Origin of the sequence: Streptomyces sp. NPDC006385 (assembly GCF_040612485.1) — a bacterium.
Lineage (GTDB): Bacteria > Actinomycetota > Actinomycetes > Streptomycetales > Streptomycetaceae > Streptomyces.
Window position 1 is genome coordinate 1 of record NZ_JBEXQG010000113.1, and the last position, 18511, is coordinate 18511.

The 18511-nt window shown below is 69.7% G+C and carries 18 protein-coding genes and 2 pseudogenes; 9 read left to right on the forward strand and 11 right to left on the reverse strand.

Annotated features, from left to right (window positions below; all coding sequences use genetic code 11):
* The 4 genes and pseudogenes from pstB to ABZ078_RS41925 form a co-directional block, all read left to right on the forward strand.
* Positions 1-85 (forward strand): annotated as a pseudogene (gene pstB, locus ABZ078_RS41910) (phosphate ABC transporter ATP-binding protein); the annotation flags it as partial.
* Between the two features lie 33 nt (positions 86-118).
* Positions 119-1039: pseudogene (locus tag ABZ078_RS41915) on the forward strand (beta-ketoacyl-ACP synthase 3); the annotation flags it as partial.
* A complete protein-coding gene (locus ABZ078_RS41920) occupies positions 985-1272 on the forward strand; it encodes an acyl carrier protein (protein ID WP_356583790.1) in 288 nt (95 codons plus the stop codon). The pseudogene ABZ078_RS41915 and the gene ABZ078_RS41920, both read left to right, overlap by 55 nt.
* Positions 1272-2540 carry a beta-ketoacyl-[acyl-carrier-protein] synthase family protein gene (locus ABZ078_RS41925; RefSeq protein WP_356583791.1) on the forward strand — a complete coding sequence of 423 codons (1269 nt, stop codon included), beginning with the start codon at positions 1272-1274 and terminating at the stop codon, positions 2538-2540. Before ABZ078_RS41920 ends, ABZ078_RS41925 begins: the two co-directional genes overlap by 1 nt.
* A 34-nt stretch (positions 2541-2574) precedes the next feature.
* Here the strand turns inward: ABZ078_RS41925 and ABZ078_RS41930 are convergent, their stop codons facing one another.
* From ABZ078_RS41930 to ABZ078_RS41975, 10 genes are all read right to left on the reverse strand, one after another.
* Positions 2575-3285, reverse strand: a complete 711-nt coding sequence (locus ABZ078_RS41930; RefSeq protein ID WP_356583792.1) for a GntR family transcriptional regulator — start codon at positions 3283-3285, stop codon at positions 2575-2577.
* Between the two features lie 197 nt (positions 3286-3482).
* Positions 3483-4886 (reverse strand): FAD-dependent oxidoreductase, encoded by a 1404-nt coding sequence (locus ABZ078_RS41935; RefSeq protein WP_356583793.1) that lies wholly within the window; start codon positions 4884-4886, stop codon positions 3483-3485.
* Positions 4887-4894: 8 nt separating this feature from the next.
* Positions 4895-5566 carry an HAD-IA family hydrolase gene (locus tag ABZ078_RS41940; RefSeq protein WP_356583794.1) on the reverse strand — a complete coding sequence of 224 codons (672 nt, stop codon included), beginning with the start codon at positions 5564-5566 and terminating at the stop codon, positions 4895-4897.
* A gap of 80 nt (positions 5567-5646) precedes the next feature.
* Positions 5647-6063, reverse strand: a complete 417-nt coding sequence (locus tag ABZ078_RS41945; protein WP_356583795.1) for a cupin domain-containing protein — start codon at positions 6061-6063, stop codon at positions 5647-5649.
* 55 nt (positions 6064-6118) lie between these two features.
* Positions 6119-7231 carry an ABC transporter ATP-binding protein gene (locus ABZ078_RS41950; protein WP_356583796.1) on the reverse strand — a complete coding sequence of 371 codons (1113 nt, stop codon included), beginning with the start codon at positions 7229-7231 and terminating at the stop codon, positions 6119-6121.
* Positions 7231-8025, reverse strand: a complete 795-nt coding sequence (locus ABZ078_RS41955) for an ABC transporter permease (RefSeq protein ID WP_356583797.1) — start codon at positions 8023-8025, stop codon at positions 7231-7233. Before ABZ078_RS41955 ends, ABZ078_RS41950 begins: the two co-directional genes overlap by 1 nt.
* Positions 8025-8825, reverse strand: a complete 801-nt coding sequence (locus tag ABZ078_RS41960; protein ID WP_356583798.1) for an ABC transporter permease — start codon at positions 8823-8825, stop codon at positions 8025-8027. The genes ABZ078_RS41955 and ABZ078_RS41960 overlap by 1 nt, the downstream gene beginning before the upstream one ends.
* An 83-nt stretch (positions 8826-8908) precedes the next feature.
* Positions 8909-9997, reverse strand: coding sequence for an ABC transporter substrate-binding protein (locus tag ABZ078_RS41965; protein ID WP_356583799.1), 1089 nt, complete (start codon positions 9995-9997; stop codon positions 8909-8911).
* 229 nt (positions 9998-10226) lie between these two features.
* Entirely contained in the window at positions 10227-11642 is a 1416-nt protein-coding gene (locus tag ABZ078_RS41970) for an aldehyde dehydrogenase family protein (RefSeq protein ID WP_356583800.1), read from the reverse strand.
* A gap of 316 nt (positions 11643-11958) precedes the next feature.
* Positions 11959-12618: a GntR family transcriptional regulator gene (locus tag ABZ078_RS41975; protein WP_356583801.1), complete on the reverse strand. Its 660-nt coding sequence runs from the start codon at positions 12616-12618 to the stop codon at positions 11959-11961.
* Between the two features lie 519 nt (positions 12619-13137).
* Between ABZ078_RS41975 and ABZ078_RS41980 the strand changes: the two genes are divergently transcribed.
* Positions 13138-13968, forward strand: coding sequence for a nucleotidyltransferase domain-containing protein (locus ABZ078_RS41980; RefSeq protein WP_356583802.1), 831 nt, complete (start codon positions 13138-13140; stop codon positions 13966-13968).
* Between the two features lie 155 nt (positions 13969-14123).
* On the opposite strand, the gene ABZ078_RS41985 is transcribed toward ABZ078_RS41980, so the two are convergent.
* Positions 14124-14990, reverse strand: coding sequence for an RNA polymerase sigma-70 factor (locus ABZ078_RS41985; RefSeq protein ID WP_356583807.1), 867 nt, complete (start codon positions 14988-14990; stop codon positions 14124-14126).
* Between the two features lie 277 nt (positions 14991-15267).
* Here ABZ078_RS41985 and ABZ078_RS41990 point away from each other — a divergent pair, with 277 nt between their 5' ends.
* The 4 genes from ABZ078_RS41990 (at position 15268) to ABZ078_RS42005 (ending at position 17585) form a co-directional block, all read left to right on the forward strand.
* Positions 15268-15747 carry a carboxymuconolactone decarboxylase family protein gene (locus tag ABZ078_RS41990; RefSeq protein WP_356583803.1) on the forward strand — a complete coding sequence of 160 codons (480 nt, stop codon included), beginning with the start codon at positions 15268-15270 and terminating at the stop codon, positions 15745-15747.
* A gap of 389 nt (positions 15748-16136) precedes the next feature.
* Entirely contained in the window at positions 16137-16559 is a 423-nt protein-coding gene (gene panD, locus ABZ078_RS41995; RefSeq protein ID WP_356583804.1) for an aspartate 1-decarboxylase, read from the forward strand.
* Between the two features lie 43 nt (positions 16560-16602).
* Positions 16603-16947: an N-acetyltransferase gene (locus ABZ078_RS42000; RefSeq protein ID WP_356583805.1), complete on the forward strand. Its 345-nt coding sequence runs from the start codon at positions 16603-16605 to the stop codon at positions 16945-16947.
* A complete protein-coding gene (locus ABZ078_RS42005; protein ID WP_356583806.1) occupies positions 16947-17585 on the forward strand; it encodes an aspartate/glutamate racemase family protein in 639 nt (212 codons plus the stop codon). Before ABZ078_RS42000 ends, ABZ078_RS42005 begins: the two co-directional genes overlap by 1 nt.
* The last annotated feature ends 926 nt before the right edge of the window (positions 17586-18511 follow it).

Consider the following 18511-nt stretch of genomic DNA (forward strand, 5'->3'; position numbering starts at 1 on the left):
GATCGAGATCGACGACACGGAGCGCATCTTCTCCAACCCGTCGGTCCAGGCCACGGAGGACTACATCTCGGGCCGCTTCGGCTGAGGCTCCGCGGCCGCGGCGCCCGGCAGCACGCCACGCCCGGATCTCGTCCTGCTGGCCACCACCACCCCCGACCATCCCTGCCCGGCGAGCGCACCGGAGGTCGCTCACCGGCTCGGACTGAACGGCGTTCCCGCGTTCGACCTCGCCGCGGTCTGCTCGGGTTTCGTCTACGGACTCACCGTCGCCACCGCACTCGTGCGCGGCGGGGTCTGCTCGACGCCCCTGGTGATCGGCGCCGATGCCTTCTCCAGCATCCTCGACCCCGCGGACCGGGAGACCGCCCCCATCTTCGGTGACGGGGCAGGTGCCGTACTGCTGCGCCGCGGCGGCCCGGACGAGCCCGGCGCCGTGCTCGCCGCCGACCTCGGAGCGGACGGCGCGGGACGCGACCTGATCACCGTGCCGGGCGGCGGCTCCCGCGCCCCTTGGCCGGCCGATCACGACGCGCGCTGCGACCATCGTTTCCGGATGCGTGGCCGCGAGGTCTACGCCCATGCCGTACGCCGGATGACCGCCTCCAGCCGAGCCGTCCTGGACCACCTCGGCTGGCCCGCCGGCAGCGTCCGCGCGTTCGTCGCCCACCAGGCGAACCAACGGATCCTGGACGCCGTCGCAGACCGCCTCGGCATCCCGCCGGAGCGGCGCCTCGGCAACCTCAGCGAGCTGGGGAACACGGCCGCCGCGTCCATCCCGCTGGTACTGGCGGACGCATCGGCCCGCAACGGCACCGAACCAGGGACGCGCACGCTGCTCACCGCCTTCGGCGGCGGACTGACCTGGGGATCGACAGCCTTGACGTGGCCCACCCCCGAACCCCGCATCGTCCTACCCGAACCCGAACCCGAACCCGAACCCGAACCCGCAACCGAAACCGACAACTCCCGAAGGAGCAACGCCTCATGGCTTCCGAAACACTCGTCCACTCGGCCGATCCCGTCGACCAGCACCTCGTGACCGTGCTCCAAGGCAAGTTCGAGGTGGCGCCCGAGCACATCCGGCCCGAGGCGACGCTGGAAGACCTCGGCCTCGACTCGCTGGCCGCCGTGGAGCTGTATGTGACCCTGCAGGAGCAGTGGCAGGTTCCCCTCGACGACTCCGAGGCCGACATCGGGCTGACCGTGCGACAGGTGAGGGACACGGTCCACCGGCTGCGTGCCGACTCCGCCGGCGAGGGAGGAACGGCGTAGTGGCCGCACCGCCCCCACCGACCGTCGCCGTCACCGGAGTCGGCCTGGTCACCCCGGCCGGCACCGGCACGGCGCCCACCTGGCAGGGACTGTGCGCAGGGCGCTCCACCGCCGCCGACGACCCCGAACTGGCCGGACTCCCGGTCCCGATCGCCTGCCGCGTGCCGGATTTCGACCCGCACACCCACGCCCGGCTGCGCCAACCCTGGCGGTTCGACCGCGCCACCCAACTGCTGCTGGCAGCCGCCCGCGAAGCCCTCGACAGCGCCGGCCTCAACAGTGCCGGCCTCGACAGTGCCGACTGCGACAGCGGCGCCTGGCAGCCCGAGCGCACGGCCCTGGTGATCGGCTCGGCCGCAGGGGGGATCGGCACCCTGGAGGACCAGCACCGCCGACTGCTCGCCACCGGACCGGACCGAATCTCCCCCCACACCCTGCCCGCCTACCTGCCCAACATGGCCGCCGGACACGCCGCACTGGAACTCGGCGTCAAAGGCCCCGCCCTGCACACGTCCACCGCCTGCGCATCGGGTGCGAGCGCCGTCATCACCGCCGGTCTGCTGCTCGCAGCCGGACACTGCGACCTCGCCCTGGCGGGCGGGAGCGACGCCATGGTGACACCGCTGTGCTCGGCGGCCTTCGCCAAGATGGGCGCCCTGTCCCGGCGTACGCACGATCCCGTCCGCGCCTCGCGGCCGTTCGACCGGGAGCGGGACGGCTTCGTTCTCGCCGAAGGCTCCGCGGTGCTGGTGCTGGAACGCGAGGAGGACGCCCGAGCAAGGCACGCCCGTCCGCCGGCCCTGCTCGCCGGGCACGGAACCACCACCGACGCCCACCATCCGGTCGCCCCCGACCCCGACGGCACCGGCCTCGAACGAGCCGTCCGGGCAGCGCTGGCGCAAGCCGGGGCCGCGCCGGACGAGGTGGACCACATCAACGCGCACGGCACCAGCACGCCGCTCAACGACCGTGTGGAAGCCACGGTGATCCGCCGCCTGTACGGCCGTCAGCCCCCGTCGGTGACCTCGGCGAAGGGTGTCCTCGGCCACACCATGGGCGCGGCCGGGGCCATAGAGGCGGCGCTCACCGTGCTCTCAGTCGCACGCGGCGCGGTCCCGCCCACCGCCAACTTCACAGCCTTCGACGACGGCACGGACGGCATCGACCTGGTCACGGACAAACCACGACACCACGGCATCCACCTGGCCCTCAGCCACTCCCTCGGCTTCGGCGGTCACAACACCGTCCTTGCCTTTCGCGCCGCCTGACGCCACTGGCACGTCCGTGGACGCATGATGATGATCAGCGGGAGGCCGCTCCGTCATCGCGCGGATCCGGGTGGGGGACCCCGATGGTCAGGTCCGCCACCGCCTTGTCCATGTGCCGTTCGATCTCCTCGCGGAGAGCCTGCCCGCGTTCTTCCGCCAGGAAATCGACGATGCGTTCGTGCTCCTTCACAAGAGCCTCGATGCGTGCGTACGAGTCTTCGAGGCCGGCCAGGCAGATACGTGATTCCGCCGCGAGGGTCGTATAGATGCGTGAAAGCCGCGAGTTGCCCGAGGCCCCGACGAGGGTGCTGTGGAAGGTCAGGTCGAGTTCGGCCAGCCGGGACCAGTCGCCGGTGCCCACCGCGCCGGCCATGTCGCCGAGGACCTTTCTGAGGGCGGTGGCAGTGGCGTTGACGGCCGCTTTCCCGGATTTCAGCACCGCGTCGGCGGCGGCCGTTTCGACGGCCTTACGGGCGGCGTAGATTTCGGCGATGTCGCTGGCGGTCAGTTCCAGTACGAAGACACCCCGGTTGCGGTAACTGACGAGCAGACCCTCCTGGATGAGCCGCTGCAGCGCTTCGCGCACCGGGCCACGGGACACCTGCATCCGAGCGGCGAGCTGGGCCTCGACCACCTGCTCGCCCGGCCGGAAGGCGCCTTGGAGGATGCCCTCCCGAATCTGGTCGGCAATCAGCTCCGATGTCGGGCGGTCCTCCAGAGCGAAGAGTCCGTCAATGCCTGCCATCAGTCACATCCTTCTCGTCCGCCGGCCGTGTGGGCGGAGGCGGGACTCGTGCGGGCTGCCGCAGCTGCAGCGAGAAAACGGGCTGAGCGCGGTCATGAGGCCCATTCTTGTCTGCAGATGGATTGTTGACAACCGCGGATCGGGGTCGCCGACGGACGGCGAACGTGACGACCCCGTCCCGCGGTGTCCTCAACCGGTCACGGGCGGCGGCTGATGACGTCGGCCAGCCTCGCGAGCCGTGACTCGCGTTGACGGCCGGCGAGTTCCCTGCGGTCCGCCCGACTGTAGGCCAGGTACATCGACCTCACGCCCAGCCACCGCAACGGCTCGACCTCCCACTTGCGCGAGGTGTGCCCCACCCAGGGAAGCCGGGTGAGCTCGGTGTCGTGGCCGAGTACCAGGTCGCGCAGCGTGCGGCCGGCCAGATTGGTGGTGGTGAGACCCTGGCCGACGTACCCACCGGCATGCCCGAGTCCGGTGGCAGGGTCGAAGACGGCGCTGGAACACCAGTCCCGGGGGACGCCGAGGACCCCGCACCAGGCGTGTTCCACCCGGTAGCCGCGAGCCGCGGGGAACCTGCGGTGCAGGATCTCGGTGAGAGACCGGATGGTCGCCTCCTGGGTGGCACCGTCGCGGTCGGTGGCCGAGCCGAAGCGGTAGGGGATGCCCCGTCCGCCGATGGCGATCCGGCCGTCGGCCGTCCGCTGGCCGTACATGTGGGAGTAGCACTTGTCACCGAGGGTTTCGCCCCGGCTCCAGCCGATCTCGTCCCAGACGGACCGCGGCAGGGGTTCGGTGACGATCATCGAGCTGTTCATCGGCAGCCAGGTGCGCCGTTCCCCGGCCAGGGACGCGGTGTAGCCCTCGGTCGCGCGCAGGATCACCGGAGCACGGACGACACCCCGGCCCGTGTGCGCCTTGCCGCTCTCGACCCGGGTGACGGTGGTCGCCTCCCGGATGGTGACGCCGAGGGACTCGACGACGTCGGCCAGGCCACGGACGTACTGGGCGGGCTGCATCCGGGCGCAGTGCGGGGTGTAGGCGGCCTTGACGGCTTCGGGGATGCGGATGCGCTCGCGCAGCTCACGGTCGTCGAGGACGCGGGATTCGGTGACCCCCCACCTGTGGTCCTCGGCGACGCCGGCGGCCAGGCGCCGTACCTGGGACCGCGTCGAGGCGATGCGGATGGTGCCGCCCTTGACGACGTCGGCCTTGATTCCCTCTGCCTCGCCGACGACGACGATCTCGTCGACGGCCTCGTGCATCAGGCGCTGCTGGGCCTTGACCGCTTCAACGCCATACAGGTCCGCGAACCTGTCCCGGGAGCCGGCGATCAGACCGGAGGCCCATCCGCCGTTGCGCCCGGAGGCGCCGTAGCCGGCGAACTCGCGTTCCAGGACGACGATGTCGAGGGAGGGGTCGGCCTTCTTCAGGTAGTAGGCGGTCCACAGTCCGGTGAAGCCCGCGCCGACGATGCACACGTCCGCGGTCGCGTCGCCGGGCAGGGCGGGGCGCGGTGCCGGGCGGCCGCCGATGGCCTCGAACCAGAACGAGACGTTGCCGTTGATCAGGTCCGCTCCGGGGCTGGTGTCCGAGCTCATGGCGGTGATCAGAGCCCCAGCAGCGCGGGCAGTTCGGACAGGTCGCGGATCTCGTCGTAGGGCTGGTAGAAGTCGCTGCCCTTGAGGTCGTAGCGGTTCACCCAGACCCGCCTGGCGATGCCGAGGTCCTTGGTCGGCATGATGTCGTAGTCCCAGCCCTGGGCGACGTGGGTGATCTGGTCCCTGCTCTGCGGGAGGACGGAGAACAGCTTCTCGAACGCCTGGCGGCGGGGCTTGTACGCGCCCGCCTGCTGCGCGGTGACCACGTGGTCGAAGGGGACGCCGATGGCGTCGAGGTGGTGCGGGATCAGGTCGTCGTCGCTGTTGGTGAGGATCGCGATGTCGTACGCCTCCTTGAGCTTGCGCAGGGCGTCGGGAACCTCTGGGAAGGCCGGGAACTTCTCGGCGGCGGCGATCAGTTGGTCGTAGTCCTCGTCGCGGTACTCGATGCCGTGCAGGAGCATGCAGTTCTCGAGGGTGTCCCGCAGGATGTCGCGGTAGCGCCGGTAGGGCTGGACGACGCCCTGGAACCGCATGACGCGCAGGTTGTCGAGAAACACCTCGTGGTCGACGCCGACCTCGTCGAGGCGGTCCCGGACGATGGGCAGGGTGACGCGGTTCAGGTCGAAGTCGACCAGGGTGCGGTAGCAGTCGAAGGTGACGACGGGCCTGGGAGACATGGATCCGTTCCTTTGATCGTGCGGCGTGGTGCCGCGGGCAGGGATGGGGTGTGAAAGGCGCGGCGGGGGCACGCGACGTGTCATGACTGGATGATGACGAACATCTTCTCGACCGGCTCGTGGACCTCCCAGGTCCCGTTCCAGCCGGTCGGCAGCACCAGGACGGTGCCGGGGAACACCTCCGTCACGGTGCCGGACGCGTCGTGCAGGGAGGCCCGTCCGGAGACGATGTAGCAGATCTCGTGGGCTCCGTCGCGGACGGCCGTGAAGGTGCCGGTCCCGCACTCCCAGTAGCCGGTGCGTACGCGTTCTCCGGCTGCCGACCACGCGGTGGCCGCCCGCTCCTGCTGGCCGGGGGTGACCGTGGTGGGCTTGTCCTGGAAGGGCAGGCCCTTGAGGACGGTGCGGTCGGCGACGACCGTCCGCACCGGATCGGAGGCGACGGTGGCTCCGGGCTCGCCGCCGAACGCGGGGCCGGTTGTCTGCGGTGGCGTCATGATGCCTGTTCCGTTTCTGGTCGTTACTGCGCTGCGGGCGGGGAGTCGGCGGCGGTCAGCCGACGGCGGGGGCCGGGACCACGACTGAGTCGTGCGGGTGCCACCACACCGAGACCGGGTCGCCGGGACGCAGGTCGTCCTCGAACTGTTCCTTGACGTCGCTGCGCACGACGAGTTCGGTGCCGTGGTCGGTGGTGACGATGCACTTGCGCGCCAGTCCCAGATAGACGAGTTCGGAGAGGGTTCCGGTCGTGGCGTTGACGCCGTCGGGCAGGGGCCGTGAGGCGTGCGCGATGCGGGCGCGTTCGGGCCTGAGGACGATGGCGGCCGGGGCGTCGGACTGGTCCGCGCGGGCCGGGCCACCGGGGGGCAACCACAGGGTGCCCGCAGGGCACTTCAGGGCGTCCCGCCCGTCCAGGGTGCCGGCGATGACGTTCGACTCGCCGACGAAGTCGGCGACGAATAGCGACGCGGGCCTCTCGTAGAGGTCCTCGGCGGAGCCGATCTGCTCGATGCGGCCGCTGTTGTAGATGGCGATCCGGTCACTCATGACCAGGGCTTCCTCCTGGTCGTGCGTGACGTAGATGACCGTGACGCCGAGTTCCCGGCAGATCTTGGTGATCTCGATCTGCAGCACCTCGCGCAGCTTCTTGTCCAGGGCGCCCAGGGGCTCGTCCATGAGGAGCAGACGCGGCTGGAACACGAACGCCCTCGCCAACGCGATGCGTTGCTGCTGCCCACCGGACAACTGGCCGGGCAGCCGGTCGCCGTAGTCGCCGAGGCGGACCAGGTCCAGAGCGGCCTGGACGCGGGTCTTCTTCTCCTCTCCTTTCACCTTGCGCACGTCGAGCGGGAAACCGACGTTCTGCGCGGCGGTCAGGTGGGGGAACAGCGCGTACTGCTGGAAGACCACCCCGATGTCGCGGCTGTGCGCGGGGACGTTCGACAGGTCGCGGCCGTCGAGTTCGATACGGCCGCCGTCACCTTGCAGAAAGCCGGCTATCAGGTTGAGCGTGGTCGTCTTGCCGGATCCCGACGGTCCCAGCAGGGTGAGGAACTCGCCGGGCTTGACGTCGAGTGAGACCTGGTCGAGCACCACTTGATCGCCGTAGCGTTTGGTCACCGAGTCCAGCCGGAGCCGGCCGCCGTTACTCGCCTCGGGGGTCATCAGGTGGTCCTTCCCTTCTTGAGTCGTGCCTGGGCGAGGGCGGCGCCCACGAGGAGGACGACGGTGGTGACCATGACCAGCGTGGCGGCCACGGCGAGCGTCGGATCCAACTGCGTGGTGACCTGTTCCCACATGACCACGGGCAGCGTGCGGTTCTGGGGGCTGGTCAGGAAGATCGCCGAGACGACCTCGTCCCAGGAGGTGGCGAACGCGAACAGGGCTCCGGTGGTGATGCCGGGCAGCAGCAGCGGCAGCGTGACCCGGCGCAGGACCGTCCAGGGCCGGGCTCCCAGGCTGCGGGCCGCGCGTTCCAGGCGTGGGTCCATCCGCTGCAGTCCGGCCGACACCGAGACGATGACCAGCGGCAGTGCCAGCACCGTGTGCGCGAGAACCAGTCCCCAGGTGCTGCCGATCAGCTGCCACCGGCTGAACACGAAGAACAGACTGATGGCGAACACCACGACCGGCATGATGATCGGGCTGAGCATGAGGGCGTTGATCAGCCCCTTGCCCGGCAGCCTGCCGCGTACGACGCCGATGGCCGTGGCGGTCCCCAGCACCGTGGACACCACCGTGGTCAGCAGCCCGACCTGGACGCTGGAGATCACGGCATGGACCCAGACCGGGTCGGAGAAGAAGGCCGTGTACCAGCGGGTGCTCAGTCCGTCCGGAGGGAACTGCAGGCGGTTGCCGGCGGAGAGGGACATCGGGACGACCACCAGCGTGGGGGCGAACATGAACAGCCCGATGAGGAAGGCGGTGGGACGCAGCCACCTGCCCGGTGCGTCGTGCATCAGTTCCTCCAGTCCACGAGGTCGCTGAACTTCACCAGCCGGGTCCCGAGGAAGAGCGTGATGAGGGTCATCACCATCAGCACCATGCCGACGGCGGCGCCGACACCGAAGTTGAGCTGCGTGCTGACCTGGTTGACGATGAGCTCGCTGAGCATGCCGTCGCGTGGGCTGCCCAGCAGGGCGGGGGTGATGTAGTAGCCGAGCGAGAGCACGAACACCAGCAGCGTCCCGGCCATCACGCCCGGCATGGTCAGCGGCAGGAACACCCGCCGGAAGGCGAGGGACTTCTTCGCCCCGAGGCTGATCGCCGCCGGCACCAGGTCCGTCGGCACCCGCTTCATGGCCGCGTACACCGGGAAGACCATGAAGGGCAGCAGGGCGTGGGTCATGCCCACCGTCACCGCGAAGGTGGTGCGGATCAGGGGGAGGGGACCGTCCGTGAGCCCGAGTGCCTGGAGGGTGCGGTTGACGATGCCGTTGTCCTGCAGCCATACGGTCCAGGCGTAGGTGCGGACCAGCAGGCTGGTGCCGAACGGCAGCAGGACCAGGAAGCTGAGCACGGCGCGGGCGCGGGGCTTGAGTTTGTGCATCGCGTAGGCGTACGGGTACCCCAGGACAAGGCAGCTCAGGGAGACCAGGAACGCGGTGCGGAACGTCGTCAGCAGCGACTTTCGGTAGGCGGCCGACTGGGCGAAGATCTCATAGTTGGCGGGCGACGGGTCGACGAAGCTTTTCACCGCCGTCTCGATGAACGGGTAGAGGAACAGGACCGCGACGAACAGCAGCCCAGGCAGGGCCATCCAGCCCCAGCCGACACGGGCGACCCACCCAGGGGGCGTCGTGGGACGCGCGCCGGGACGAATCTTCGTTGTCTGGGTGAGCGTCACTTCTGCAGCCAATCCTGGAACTTCTTGTCGATCTCGGCTGCGTGCGCGGAGCGGTAGGTGTTGTCGAAGTAGGCCGCGACGTCGGCGTGTGCCGTGGGCAGTTGGTCGGCGACCTTCTTGTTGATGCTCGTGGCCTTGGTGTTGGTGGGGCCGTAGGGCAGGTAGTCGGTCAGCCGGGCGTTGTTCTTCTTGTCGAGGATGTAGGAGATCAGCTTCTTGCAGGCGGCGACGTTCGCGGCACCCTTGGGGATGGTCAGGTAGTCGGCCTGGGCGAAGTGGTGGTTCCACTGGATCTCGACCGGGGTTTTGCTCTGTTGCAGGTCGTAGACGCGTCCGTTCCACATCACACAGAGGGCGACCTCCTTGTCGGCGATCAGCTGGGCCGACTGCGCACCCGTGGTCCACCACACGATGTGGTCCTTGATCGAGTCGAGCTTGGCGAGGGCGCGCTCGAAATCCAGCGGGTACAGGTGCTCGGGGTCGACGCCGTCGGCGAGGAGCGCGTACTCGAAGATGCCCTCGTCGCTGGCCTGAGGCAGGCCGCGCTTGCCGGGGAACTTTCTGACGTCGAAGAAGTCCTTCCAGCTTTCGGGGACCTTTCCGCCGAACGCGTCGGTCCGGTAGGCGAGGACGTTCGCGTAGACCTCGTGGCCCACCCGGTGGGACTGCACGAAGTTGGGGTTGATGTCGGCGATCTGCGGGATGTCTTCCTTGGTGAGCGGCTCCAGCAGCGCCATGTCGGCGTTGCTGAGTCCGAACACGTTGCCCGCCGTCATGACGTCCCAGGTGACGTTCTTGGACTGCACCATGGCCTTGACCTTGGCGTAGTCCTTCGGCGAGTCCTGGAGGACGGTGATGCCGCTCTCCTTCTGAAACGGCGTCAGCCAAGCCTTGGTCATCGCGTCCTGGTAGGCGCCGCCATCACTGGTGAAGGTCAGGCTGTTCTTACCGCCGGCAGCGGCGGAACATCCGGTGGTGAGGAGTGAGGGGACGGCCAGTGCGGACCCGATGAACGCGCCGCCCTTGAGGAGGCCGCGGCGGCTGAACGGTCGGCTACCGGGGTGAGGCTGGTGCGGAGATTCCATGACTGCTCCCAGGGGGTGGGGTCGTGGGCCCGTCGACGGGCGCTCGCGAACAACGGCCGCTCAGGGCCACGCCGCGTCGACGGACCAGCCAGCATCCACAGCGGTTGGCTGGAGGTGGCGAACAGTAGACCCACCCGAGAATCCGATCGTCAACAATCGGGTTGCAGGTTTTTACCTTGCGAGGAACTCGCGCCGACCGCCCGGACGGGGTGCCCAGGCCCCCCGCCTCTCACCGCAACAGCGACTTGACCTCTAGGAACTCCTCGAATCCGTACCTGCCCGACTCCCTGCCGAGCCCGGACATCTTGTAGCCACCGAACGGTGTGAAGAAGTTGTAAGCGCCGCCGTTGATCCTCACCTGCCCGGTCCGCAGTCTGCGAGCCACGGCGTGGGCCCGGTCGATGTCGGCGCTCCACACCCCGCCCGACAGGCCGTAGTCGCCGGCGTTGGCGAGGGCCACCGCGTGGTCGTCGTCCCGATAGCCGGTGATGCTCAGGACCGGACCGAAGATCTCCTCGCGAAAGATCGTCATCTGTGGGGTGACCTGGGTGAAGACCGTCGGCGCGACGAAGTACCCGCGTGGCAGTCCCGCGGGTGCCTCGGCGCCTCCGCACACCAGCTGGGCACCCTCGTCGATCCCCGAGGCGATGTACGAGCGGACGATGTCCCGCTGCGTGAGCGAAGCCAGCGGGCCCAGTTCGGTGGTCTCGTCGGCGGGATCGCCCAGTACGTACCGCCGCGCGGCGACTGCGGCGAGTTCGGCGGCCTCGTCGAGCCGGTCCTGCGGCACCAGCAGCCTGGTCAGGGCGCTGCAGCTCTGCCCTGAGTTCGACACGCAGCGGTCCAGGGCGTCGGGGACCACTGCCGCGAGATCCGCGTCGTCCAGGATGACGGAGGCGGACTTCCCGCCCAGTTCGAGGCAGACCTTGTTGACTTTCGGGGCCGCCAGCCGGCTGATGCGTACACCGGCGCGCGTGGAGCCGGTGAAGCTGATCAGGTCGACCTCGGGGTGGCTGACCAGCGCCTCGCCCACCGTCTGCCCCGGGCCGCAGACGAGGTTGAAGACCCCTGCGGGCAGGCCCGAAGCCTCGATGATCTCCGCGAGGACGAAGGCGTTGAGGGGCGTCACCTCGCTGGGCTTGAGTACGACCGTGCACCCGGCGGCGAGGGCGGAGGCCACTTTAAGGGTGATCTGGTGCAGGGGGTAGTTCCAGGGCGTGATGCACGCGGCCACTCCCGCCGGCTCCCGGATCACCAGGCTGTTGCCGACGGCCTCCTCGAACGGGTAGTCGGCGGCGATCTCGCCGATGCCCTCGAACCCGGTGACCGACAGCCCCACCTGGGTCCGGCGGGACTCGGTGATCGGCGACCCCAGCTCGGCGGTGATGATCTGCGCCAGTTCCTCGGATCGGTGCCGGACCCCGGCGGTGATGCGCTCCAGGTGGGCGAGCCGTTCCCGCACCGGCGTCCGGCTCCAGGAGTCGAAGGCCGACCGCGCGGCGGCCACGGCGCGGTCGACGTCGACTGGGTCACCCTCGGGCACGCGGCCGATCACGCTCTCGGTGTAGGGGTTCAGGACATCGATCGACTCGCTCCCGGCCGATGCTGTCCACTGTCCGTTGACGAATATGTGGTCCAGTTTCATTGCGGGAGTCTACAATCCGATTCCCGATTTCCGGATGAGTCGGCGGACACTCATGGGACGCGAGTGGGGAGAGGTCGGGGCGGTGTCGGCGCTGGGCTACGAACGAGCGCGGCTCAGCCAGCCGGCCAGCCGGCCAGCCATCCGGTCGTCCGGCCATGGCCGAAAGTGTCGCTGGAAACGGCGAACGGGCTACAGCCGTTGGCGCCAGTGCCGTGAGTCGGCGGCGCACTTTTGGGGTGTTTTGGTCAGGTATCAGTGGTCCTGGATGTGGCTATCCGAACATGCTCCAGGTGGACGGCCAGATGCGCTCGGCCGATCAGTCGCCCGCCGTGTCGCTGGAGGAAGCCAGAGAGGTGAGCCGCCTCACCGCTCCCTCCATGTGCTGCCGCTGAAGCCGGGTCAGCAGACTTTCGTCCTGCAGCTCCAGGGCCCGGATCAGCCCCTCGTGTTCGGCCACGAGGTCCGCGGGGCGCTCGTACCTGCCCTCGAAGTTGGCCATGCATATCCGGGTCTCGTACAGAAGGAGGCTCATCACTCGGTCGAGACGGGTGTTCCGGGCGCCGGAGACGAACATCTGGTGGAAGCGCAGATCGGCGTCGCCGATGGCCGGCCAGTCCCCGGCCGCCACGGCTTCGCGGAACTGCTCGAGGTGTCCCCTGAGGTCGTCCACGATGGAGACGTCCTGCTTCGCGATCATCAGGTGTCCGGCCGACGCCTCGATCGCGAGCCGCACTTCGTACAGCTCCCGGATGTCGTCGCCGTCCAACCGCGCGACGAAGAATCCCTGGCGAGGGCGGTGATCGACCAGACGGTCCCCCACCAGCATGAGCAGAGCCTCGCGAACCGATCCCTTGCTGACGCGCAGCGTGGGTGCCAGAGTCGCCTCGGACAGTTGCTCACCCTGCGCGAGCTTGCCCTGCAGGATGGCCGTACGCAGGGCCGCCGCGACCTGTTCGGTCGTGGAACTTGCGTTCACCGCCGTAAGCGGGGGAACGGGCTTGCGTAGCATCACGGCTCCTGTGAGCACACTGTGGTCGTCGGATCGCTGATCGCTCGACGCCGCTCTCGAGGGGCGGCGTCGTGGATGGTCGCAGATCAAAATACAGGGTCCCATGCCGCCCGGGGCTGCCCGGGGCGTTGGAGCAAGGCTCAGCGGCTTGGGCGCGCGGCCTTGTTCCTCGTGCCTCGATGGCCTCTCCAGTGCCACGGCCGGGTCGGACCGCGCCGACGCCCAAGCCGGTTCGTCCGCACGCCGGCCTCAATAGTCGACCCGCTGGACCCATCGCTGCTCTTTCAGGTCCTACGGCGCCCGCCGGCCCGTACTCGTATTCATACTCGTAGCCGTACCCGGACACGATTCGGTTCAGGGACGAGTTCGGCACGCAGCACAGGGGAGCACGTCGACAGTTACTGAGACTGAACTCGTGATGTCGCCGGCTCGACCTGGTTCTGGGACGCCGCTGCCCGCACGCTCACTCAGGAGACAGTGACCACCATGTCCGTTCGCTCTGCCAGCCCTGCGCTGGACGACCGCATCGCCCGGCTGCGCCGACTCGCCCAGTCCGAACCCCGCCTGGAAGGCGTCCTGCTCTACGGGTCCTGGACGCTCGGTGAGGCCGACGCCCACTCCGACATCGAGGCATACCTCTACGTCCAGGACGAGCACGTCGACGACTTCGACGGCCGCGCGTTCCTGGGCCGACTCGCCCCCCTGGAGCTGGCGTACACCAACATGTACGGAATCCTCGCCGTCGTCTTCGACGATCTGATGCGCGGCGAGTTCCACATCACCGCCGCCGGGGCCGGCATCGACGAAGTCCCCACCTGGCAGGGCATGGTGCACCTGCCCCGCCCCGAGACTGCCGTCCTGCTGGACCGCACCGGCCGACTGACCCGGGCAGCCCGACAACTGGCCCAGTTCCGTCCACCGCAGCCGGAAACCACAGCCCAACAGCTCGCCGACGAACTCACCAACTGGACCCTCATGCTCGCGCACGTCCTGGCCCGTGGCGAAATCGCCCGTGCCCATGCGCTGCTGCACACCGTCATCGCTCCACAGCAACTCCAGCTCTGCCGCCTCCTGCGCGACAGCACCGCCCATTGGCTGACCCCAAGCCGGGCCGTGGAACAGGACCTCCCCGCCACTGACCGCGACCGCTACACCGCCACGACCTCCGCCGCCCGCGAACACGAGGTGCGCACGGCGGCACGGAACAGTTGGCTCTGGAGCCGGGACCTGAGCGCCGAGGCCGCCGACCGGTGGGCCATCCACCTACCGGTTCGGCTGCACGAGCGGATCAACAGCCTCCTGGAAACGAACCACTGAGCATCCCTGCTGGGGCCGCCACACGAGATGACCGCTGAAATCCACTTCGGTCGAGGGCCGGTGTCTGGGGCCGCCTGCCCGAAGCGGTGCTGCCGCACCGAACTAGACACGTAGGACACGCTCGTAGACGGTGGCAGAGCCAGAAGACCTCGGGCTCAACGGCGCAAGGTGGTCTCCCGCTCCAGACGCGACAGCTTCTCGGGATTGCGCACGGCGTAGAGCCCGGTGACGAGGCCGTCGTCGATGCGCATCGCGATGACGGTGTCGATCTCGCCGTCCAGCCGGACGATCAGCGCGGGGTCGCCGTTGACCTGTGTCGGCCGCAGCGACAGCGCGGCGGCGATCCTGCCCAGCACGTGGGCCACCTGGTCGGCCCCCACGACGGGCGCCAGTGCGGCCCGCACGACTCCGCCGCCGTCGGTCAGCAGGACGACGTCCGGCGCGAGGATGTCGAGCAGGCGTTGCAGGTCGCCCGTTTCGACCGCCCGCTGGAACGCCTCGACGGTGCGGCGAGTCTCGGCAGCGGAAGCGGCCCCGCGCGGTCGGCGCGCGGCGACGTGGGCCCGTGCCCGGTGGGCGATCTGGCGGACCGCGGCCGGGCTCTTGTCGACGGCCTCGGCGATCTCGTCGTAGCCGAGGTCGAACACCTCGCGCAGTACGAACACCGCCCGCTCGGTCGGCGCGAGCGTCTCCAGCACCAGCAGCATCGCCATCGAGACGCTGTCGGCCAGCTCGACGTCCTCGGCCACGTCGGGCGCGGTCAGCAGCGGCTCGGGCAGCCAAGGGCCGACGTAGGACTCCTTGCGCCGGCCGAGCGTACGCAGATGGCTCAGCGCCTGTCGGGTGGTGATCCGGACCAGGTACGCACGCTGATCCCGCACGGTGTCGACATCGACGCCCGCCCACCGTAACCAGGTCTCCTGCAGGACATCCTCCGCGTCGGCGGCCGAGCCGAGCATCTCGTAGGCGACGGTGAACAGCAGGTTGCGGTGGGCGATGAACGCCTGCGTGACGCTGTCCATGCGGTCGTCACGAGCGACCGGCTCGGAGGTGTCCCTGGTCCGGTCACTCATCGTCCGGTCACTCATCGTCCGGTCGCTCATCGTTCGGTCGTTCATCGTCGGCTCCCGCCCGTTCGCTCTCGACTGCGCCGTACACCAGACGCCGGCCCTCACCGCTTTGTGACACCCGCGACCGGTGACACAGGCCACATCACCGTGCCGTCACAAGGATCGGGCCGTCGGCATCTTGTGTTCGTCCAGTGCAACGGCACGCAACACCACGAGTGAGGACGACACCATGGAACCCCGTTTCAACCTGTTCGACAGCCCGACCGCCGCGAAGATCGCCAAGCGGTTCTACAACACCTCGCTTGCCCTCGAAGGGTCGACCCTGCCGAAGACCCTGCGGGAACTGGTGGAGCTGCGGGTCGGCCAGATCAACGGCTGCGGTTTCTGCGTCGACGTCCACACCAAGGAGGCCGCGGCCGCCGGTGAAACCGCACTCCGGCTCAACCTGGTCGCCGCCTGGCGGCACAGCACCGTGTTCACCGAGGCCGAGCGGGCCGCGCTGGCGCTCGCCGAAGAAGGCACCCAGCTGGGCGACCACGGCGTGTCCGACGAGACCTGGGCCGAGGTGCGCAAGCACTACGACGACGACCAGGTCGGTGCACTGGTCTGCCTGGTCTCCCTGATCAACGCGGCCACGCGGATGAACGTGATCGTGCACAATCCGGGGGGCTCGTACGAGCCCGGAGCGTTCGCCGGAACGTCGAGCTGACCGGCAGGCGAAACGCGGCCCGTCCCAGGATCGTCTGATCCGGGCCGGGCGGGCCGGGCCGGGCCGATCCGGGTCGGGCAAGCTGTGCCAGCGAAGTCGTCGCGGCGCTGTAGCACGGAGCGCCTCTGTGGCGATCGTCACGAGTGTCGTCGGAGGCCGTTGCGTACGCTGAACGGGGCCGTTCGTGAGGTTGCACCCCGGGGAGTGAGGATGACCCCGAGCACCCTTCCCGAACGGCTGATGCACCGTCAGAGAAGTCAGCGTTCGGGCAGCCTGAGTCCTCGAGAACCTGGGGACGGCTGCCCGGACACGCGACTCGCTATAGGGTGTGAAAAGAGCCCTTGACCTGCAAAAACGCAGGCAGGGAGCCTACCTGCGGGAGTGCACCGATGTTGCGTAACATGTTCAAGTCCAAGATCCACCGCGCCACCGTCACCCAGGCCGACCTGCACTACGTGGGATCGGTGACGATCGACGCGGACCTCCTCGACGCCGCCGACCTGCTGCCCGGTGAGCTCGTCCACATCGTGGACATCACCAACGGCGCCCGCCTGGAGACCTACGTCATCGAGGGCGAGCGGGGCTCGGGGGTCATCGGGATCAACGGTGCCGCCGCCCATCTCGTCCACCCCGGTGACCTGGTGATCATCATCAGCTACGCTCAGATGACCGACGCCGAGGCGCGGCAGTACGAGCCGCGGGTCGTGCATGTGGACGGTGCCAACCGGATCGTGGCCCTGGGTGCCGACCCGTCCGAGCCGGTGCCGGGCTCCGACCAGGAGCGCAGCCCGCAGTCCGTGCCGGTGGGCTGACGCCGCACTCGGCCCCAGACGGACGACGGACCAGGAGCGTGCCATGAGCGAGACGGAGATCCGCGACGACCGGGCGGCCGGCCGACTGGAGGCCCTCCAGGGAGACGAAGTGGTCGGCCACATCGAGTATTTCGTCCTCGAAGCCCCGGCCCGCGCCCTCGTCCCGGTCCACACCCTCGTGGAACCGGCCCACGAGGGGCAGGGCGTCGCCGGATCCCTGGCACGCGAGCTGTACGGCATCGCGGCGCGCGAAGAAGTCGTCGTGGCGCCGCTGTGCCCGTACGTCGTGAAGTGGGCCGAACGTCACCCCGACGAGGCCCCGGTGGCCGACCCTGACCTGCTGGAGGCCGCGAAGGACTGGCTGCGGGCGCATCCCGGTCGCTTCTGATGCTCGCCCTCCTGCACACCTCGCCCCTGCACGTCCCCGTCTTCGACGCCCTGCGCGACGCGGACCACCAGGGCCTGGAACTACGGCACTTCGTCGACGAGGAACTGCTGAGCCGGGCTCGTCGCGAGGGCGTCGAGGCCGTCGCGGAGGACGTCCGCAGAGCCCTGCGGCAGGCCGTCGCCGAGGGCGCGCGGGCCGTGCTGTGCACCTGCTCGACCATCGGCGGCGTCGCGGAGGCGGCCGCCCCCGAGGCCGGGGTGCCGGTGCTCCGCGTCGACCGCCCGATGGCAGCCGCGGCCGCGGCCATGGGGTCCCGTGTCGTCGTCCTCGCCACGGTGACGAGCACCCTCGGGCCGACCGTGACCCTGATCGAGGAGGAGGCGCGCCGCGCCGGGCGCCACGTCGCCGTGCGGACCCACCTCGTCGAGGGCGCCTGGGAGCGCTTCACGGCGGGCGACACGGATGCCTGCGCTCGGCTGGTGGCATCCACCGCCGACGAGATCACCGACGCCGACACCATCGTCCTGGCCCAGGCTTCCATGACCCCGGCTCAGCGCCTGACGACGACCGCGGTTCCGGTGCTGTCGAGCCCGCGGCTGGGGTTGGCGGCGGGTGCGGAGGCGACGCGGGTCGGGTAGACCGCGGCCGGGCGACCCAGGTGGCTTGGCGAGCGCCGGAAGCAAGGGTGCGGTCCGTGCACCGTTTTCCGCGGGCTGGGGCCGGAGCCGGCGCTGGTGGCGGAGGCGGCGTGCGGCTCGGATGAAGTCGGGGGAGCGGGCAATCCAGGTGGCTCGGCGCGTGGTGGGACTGGGCGCGGCGCGCGCACGGTTCATCGGCTTCCGTCCCCCCCGGCTCAGCGCCTGCCGACGACCTCGATCCCGATGCTGCCCCTCCCGCGGCTGGGACGGGCGCGGCAGGGACGGAGGCGGACCGGTGCGCGGCACGGGCAGGTCGCGTTGCCGGGCGACCCGGGTGGCTCGGCGCGTGGCGGAGCACGGCGTCGGCTGTGCAGCGAGGGTCGCGCTGACCCGCTTCCGGGCGGGAGAGCGGACGGGGCGCCGCCCACCCGCAGCGCAGGGCCCGCGGTCGGCTCACGTACCGCTCCACCTCCGACAGGCCCACCTGGACGCCCGCATTGACGCGCGTGAGTGACTGGTGGCGCGGGCCCCGGGTACGCGGGGGAGTAGTCCAGAGCCGACGTGCACCGATGGGCTGGAGGACGCCATGACGAACCCGTACCCGGACCCCGTCCCTCCGGGTCCGACGCCGGGCCCGGAGCCGCAGCACCCGGAGCCCCACCCGGTCCCGCCCCCGGATCCCGGGCCGACTCCCGAGCCGCCTCCCACCCCGGGACCGCCCCCACCGTCACCGCCGAGCCCGACGCCACCGCCGAATCCGACCCCACCCCCGAGCCCCACTCCACCTCCGGGTCCGACGCCACCCCCGGACCCCTCCCCGTCCCCGATCCCACCGGGACCGGAGCCGGTGCCGAACCCGGAGCCCGGCCCACCACTGAGCTGAGCCAGGAAAAGGGAAAAGCGGTGGGCGGCGTTTTCAGCCGCCC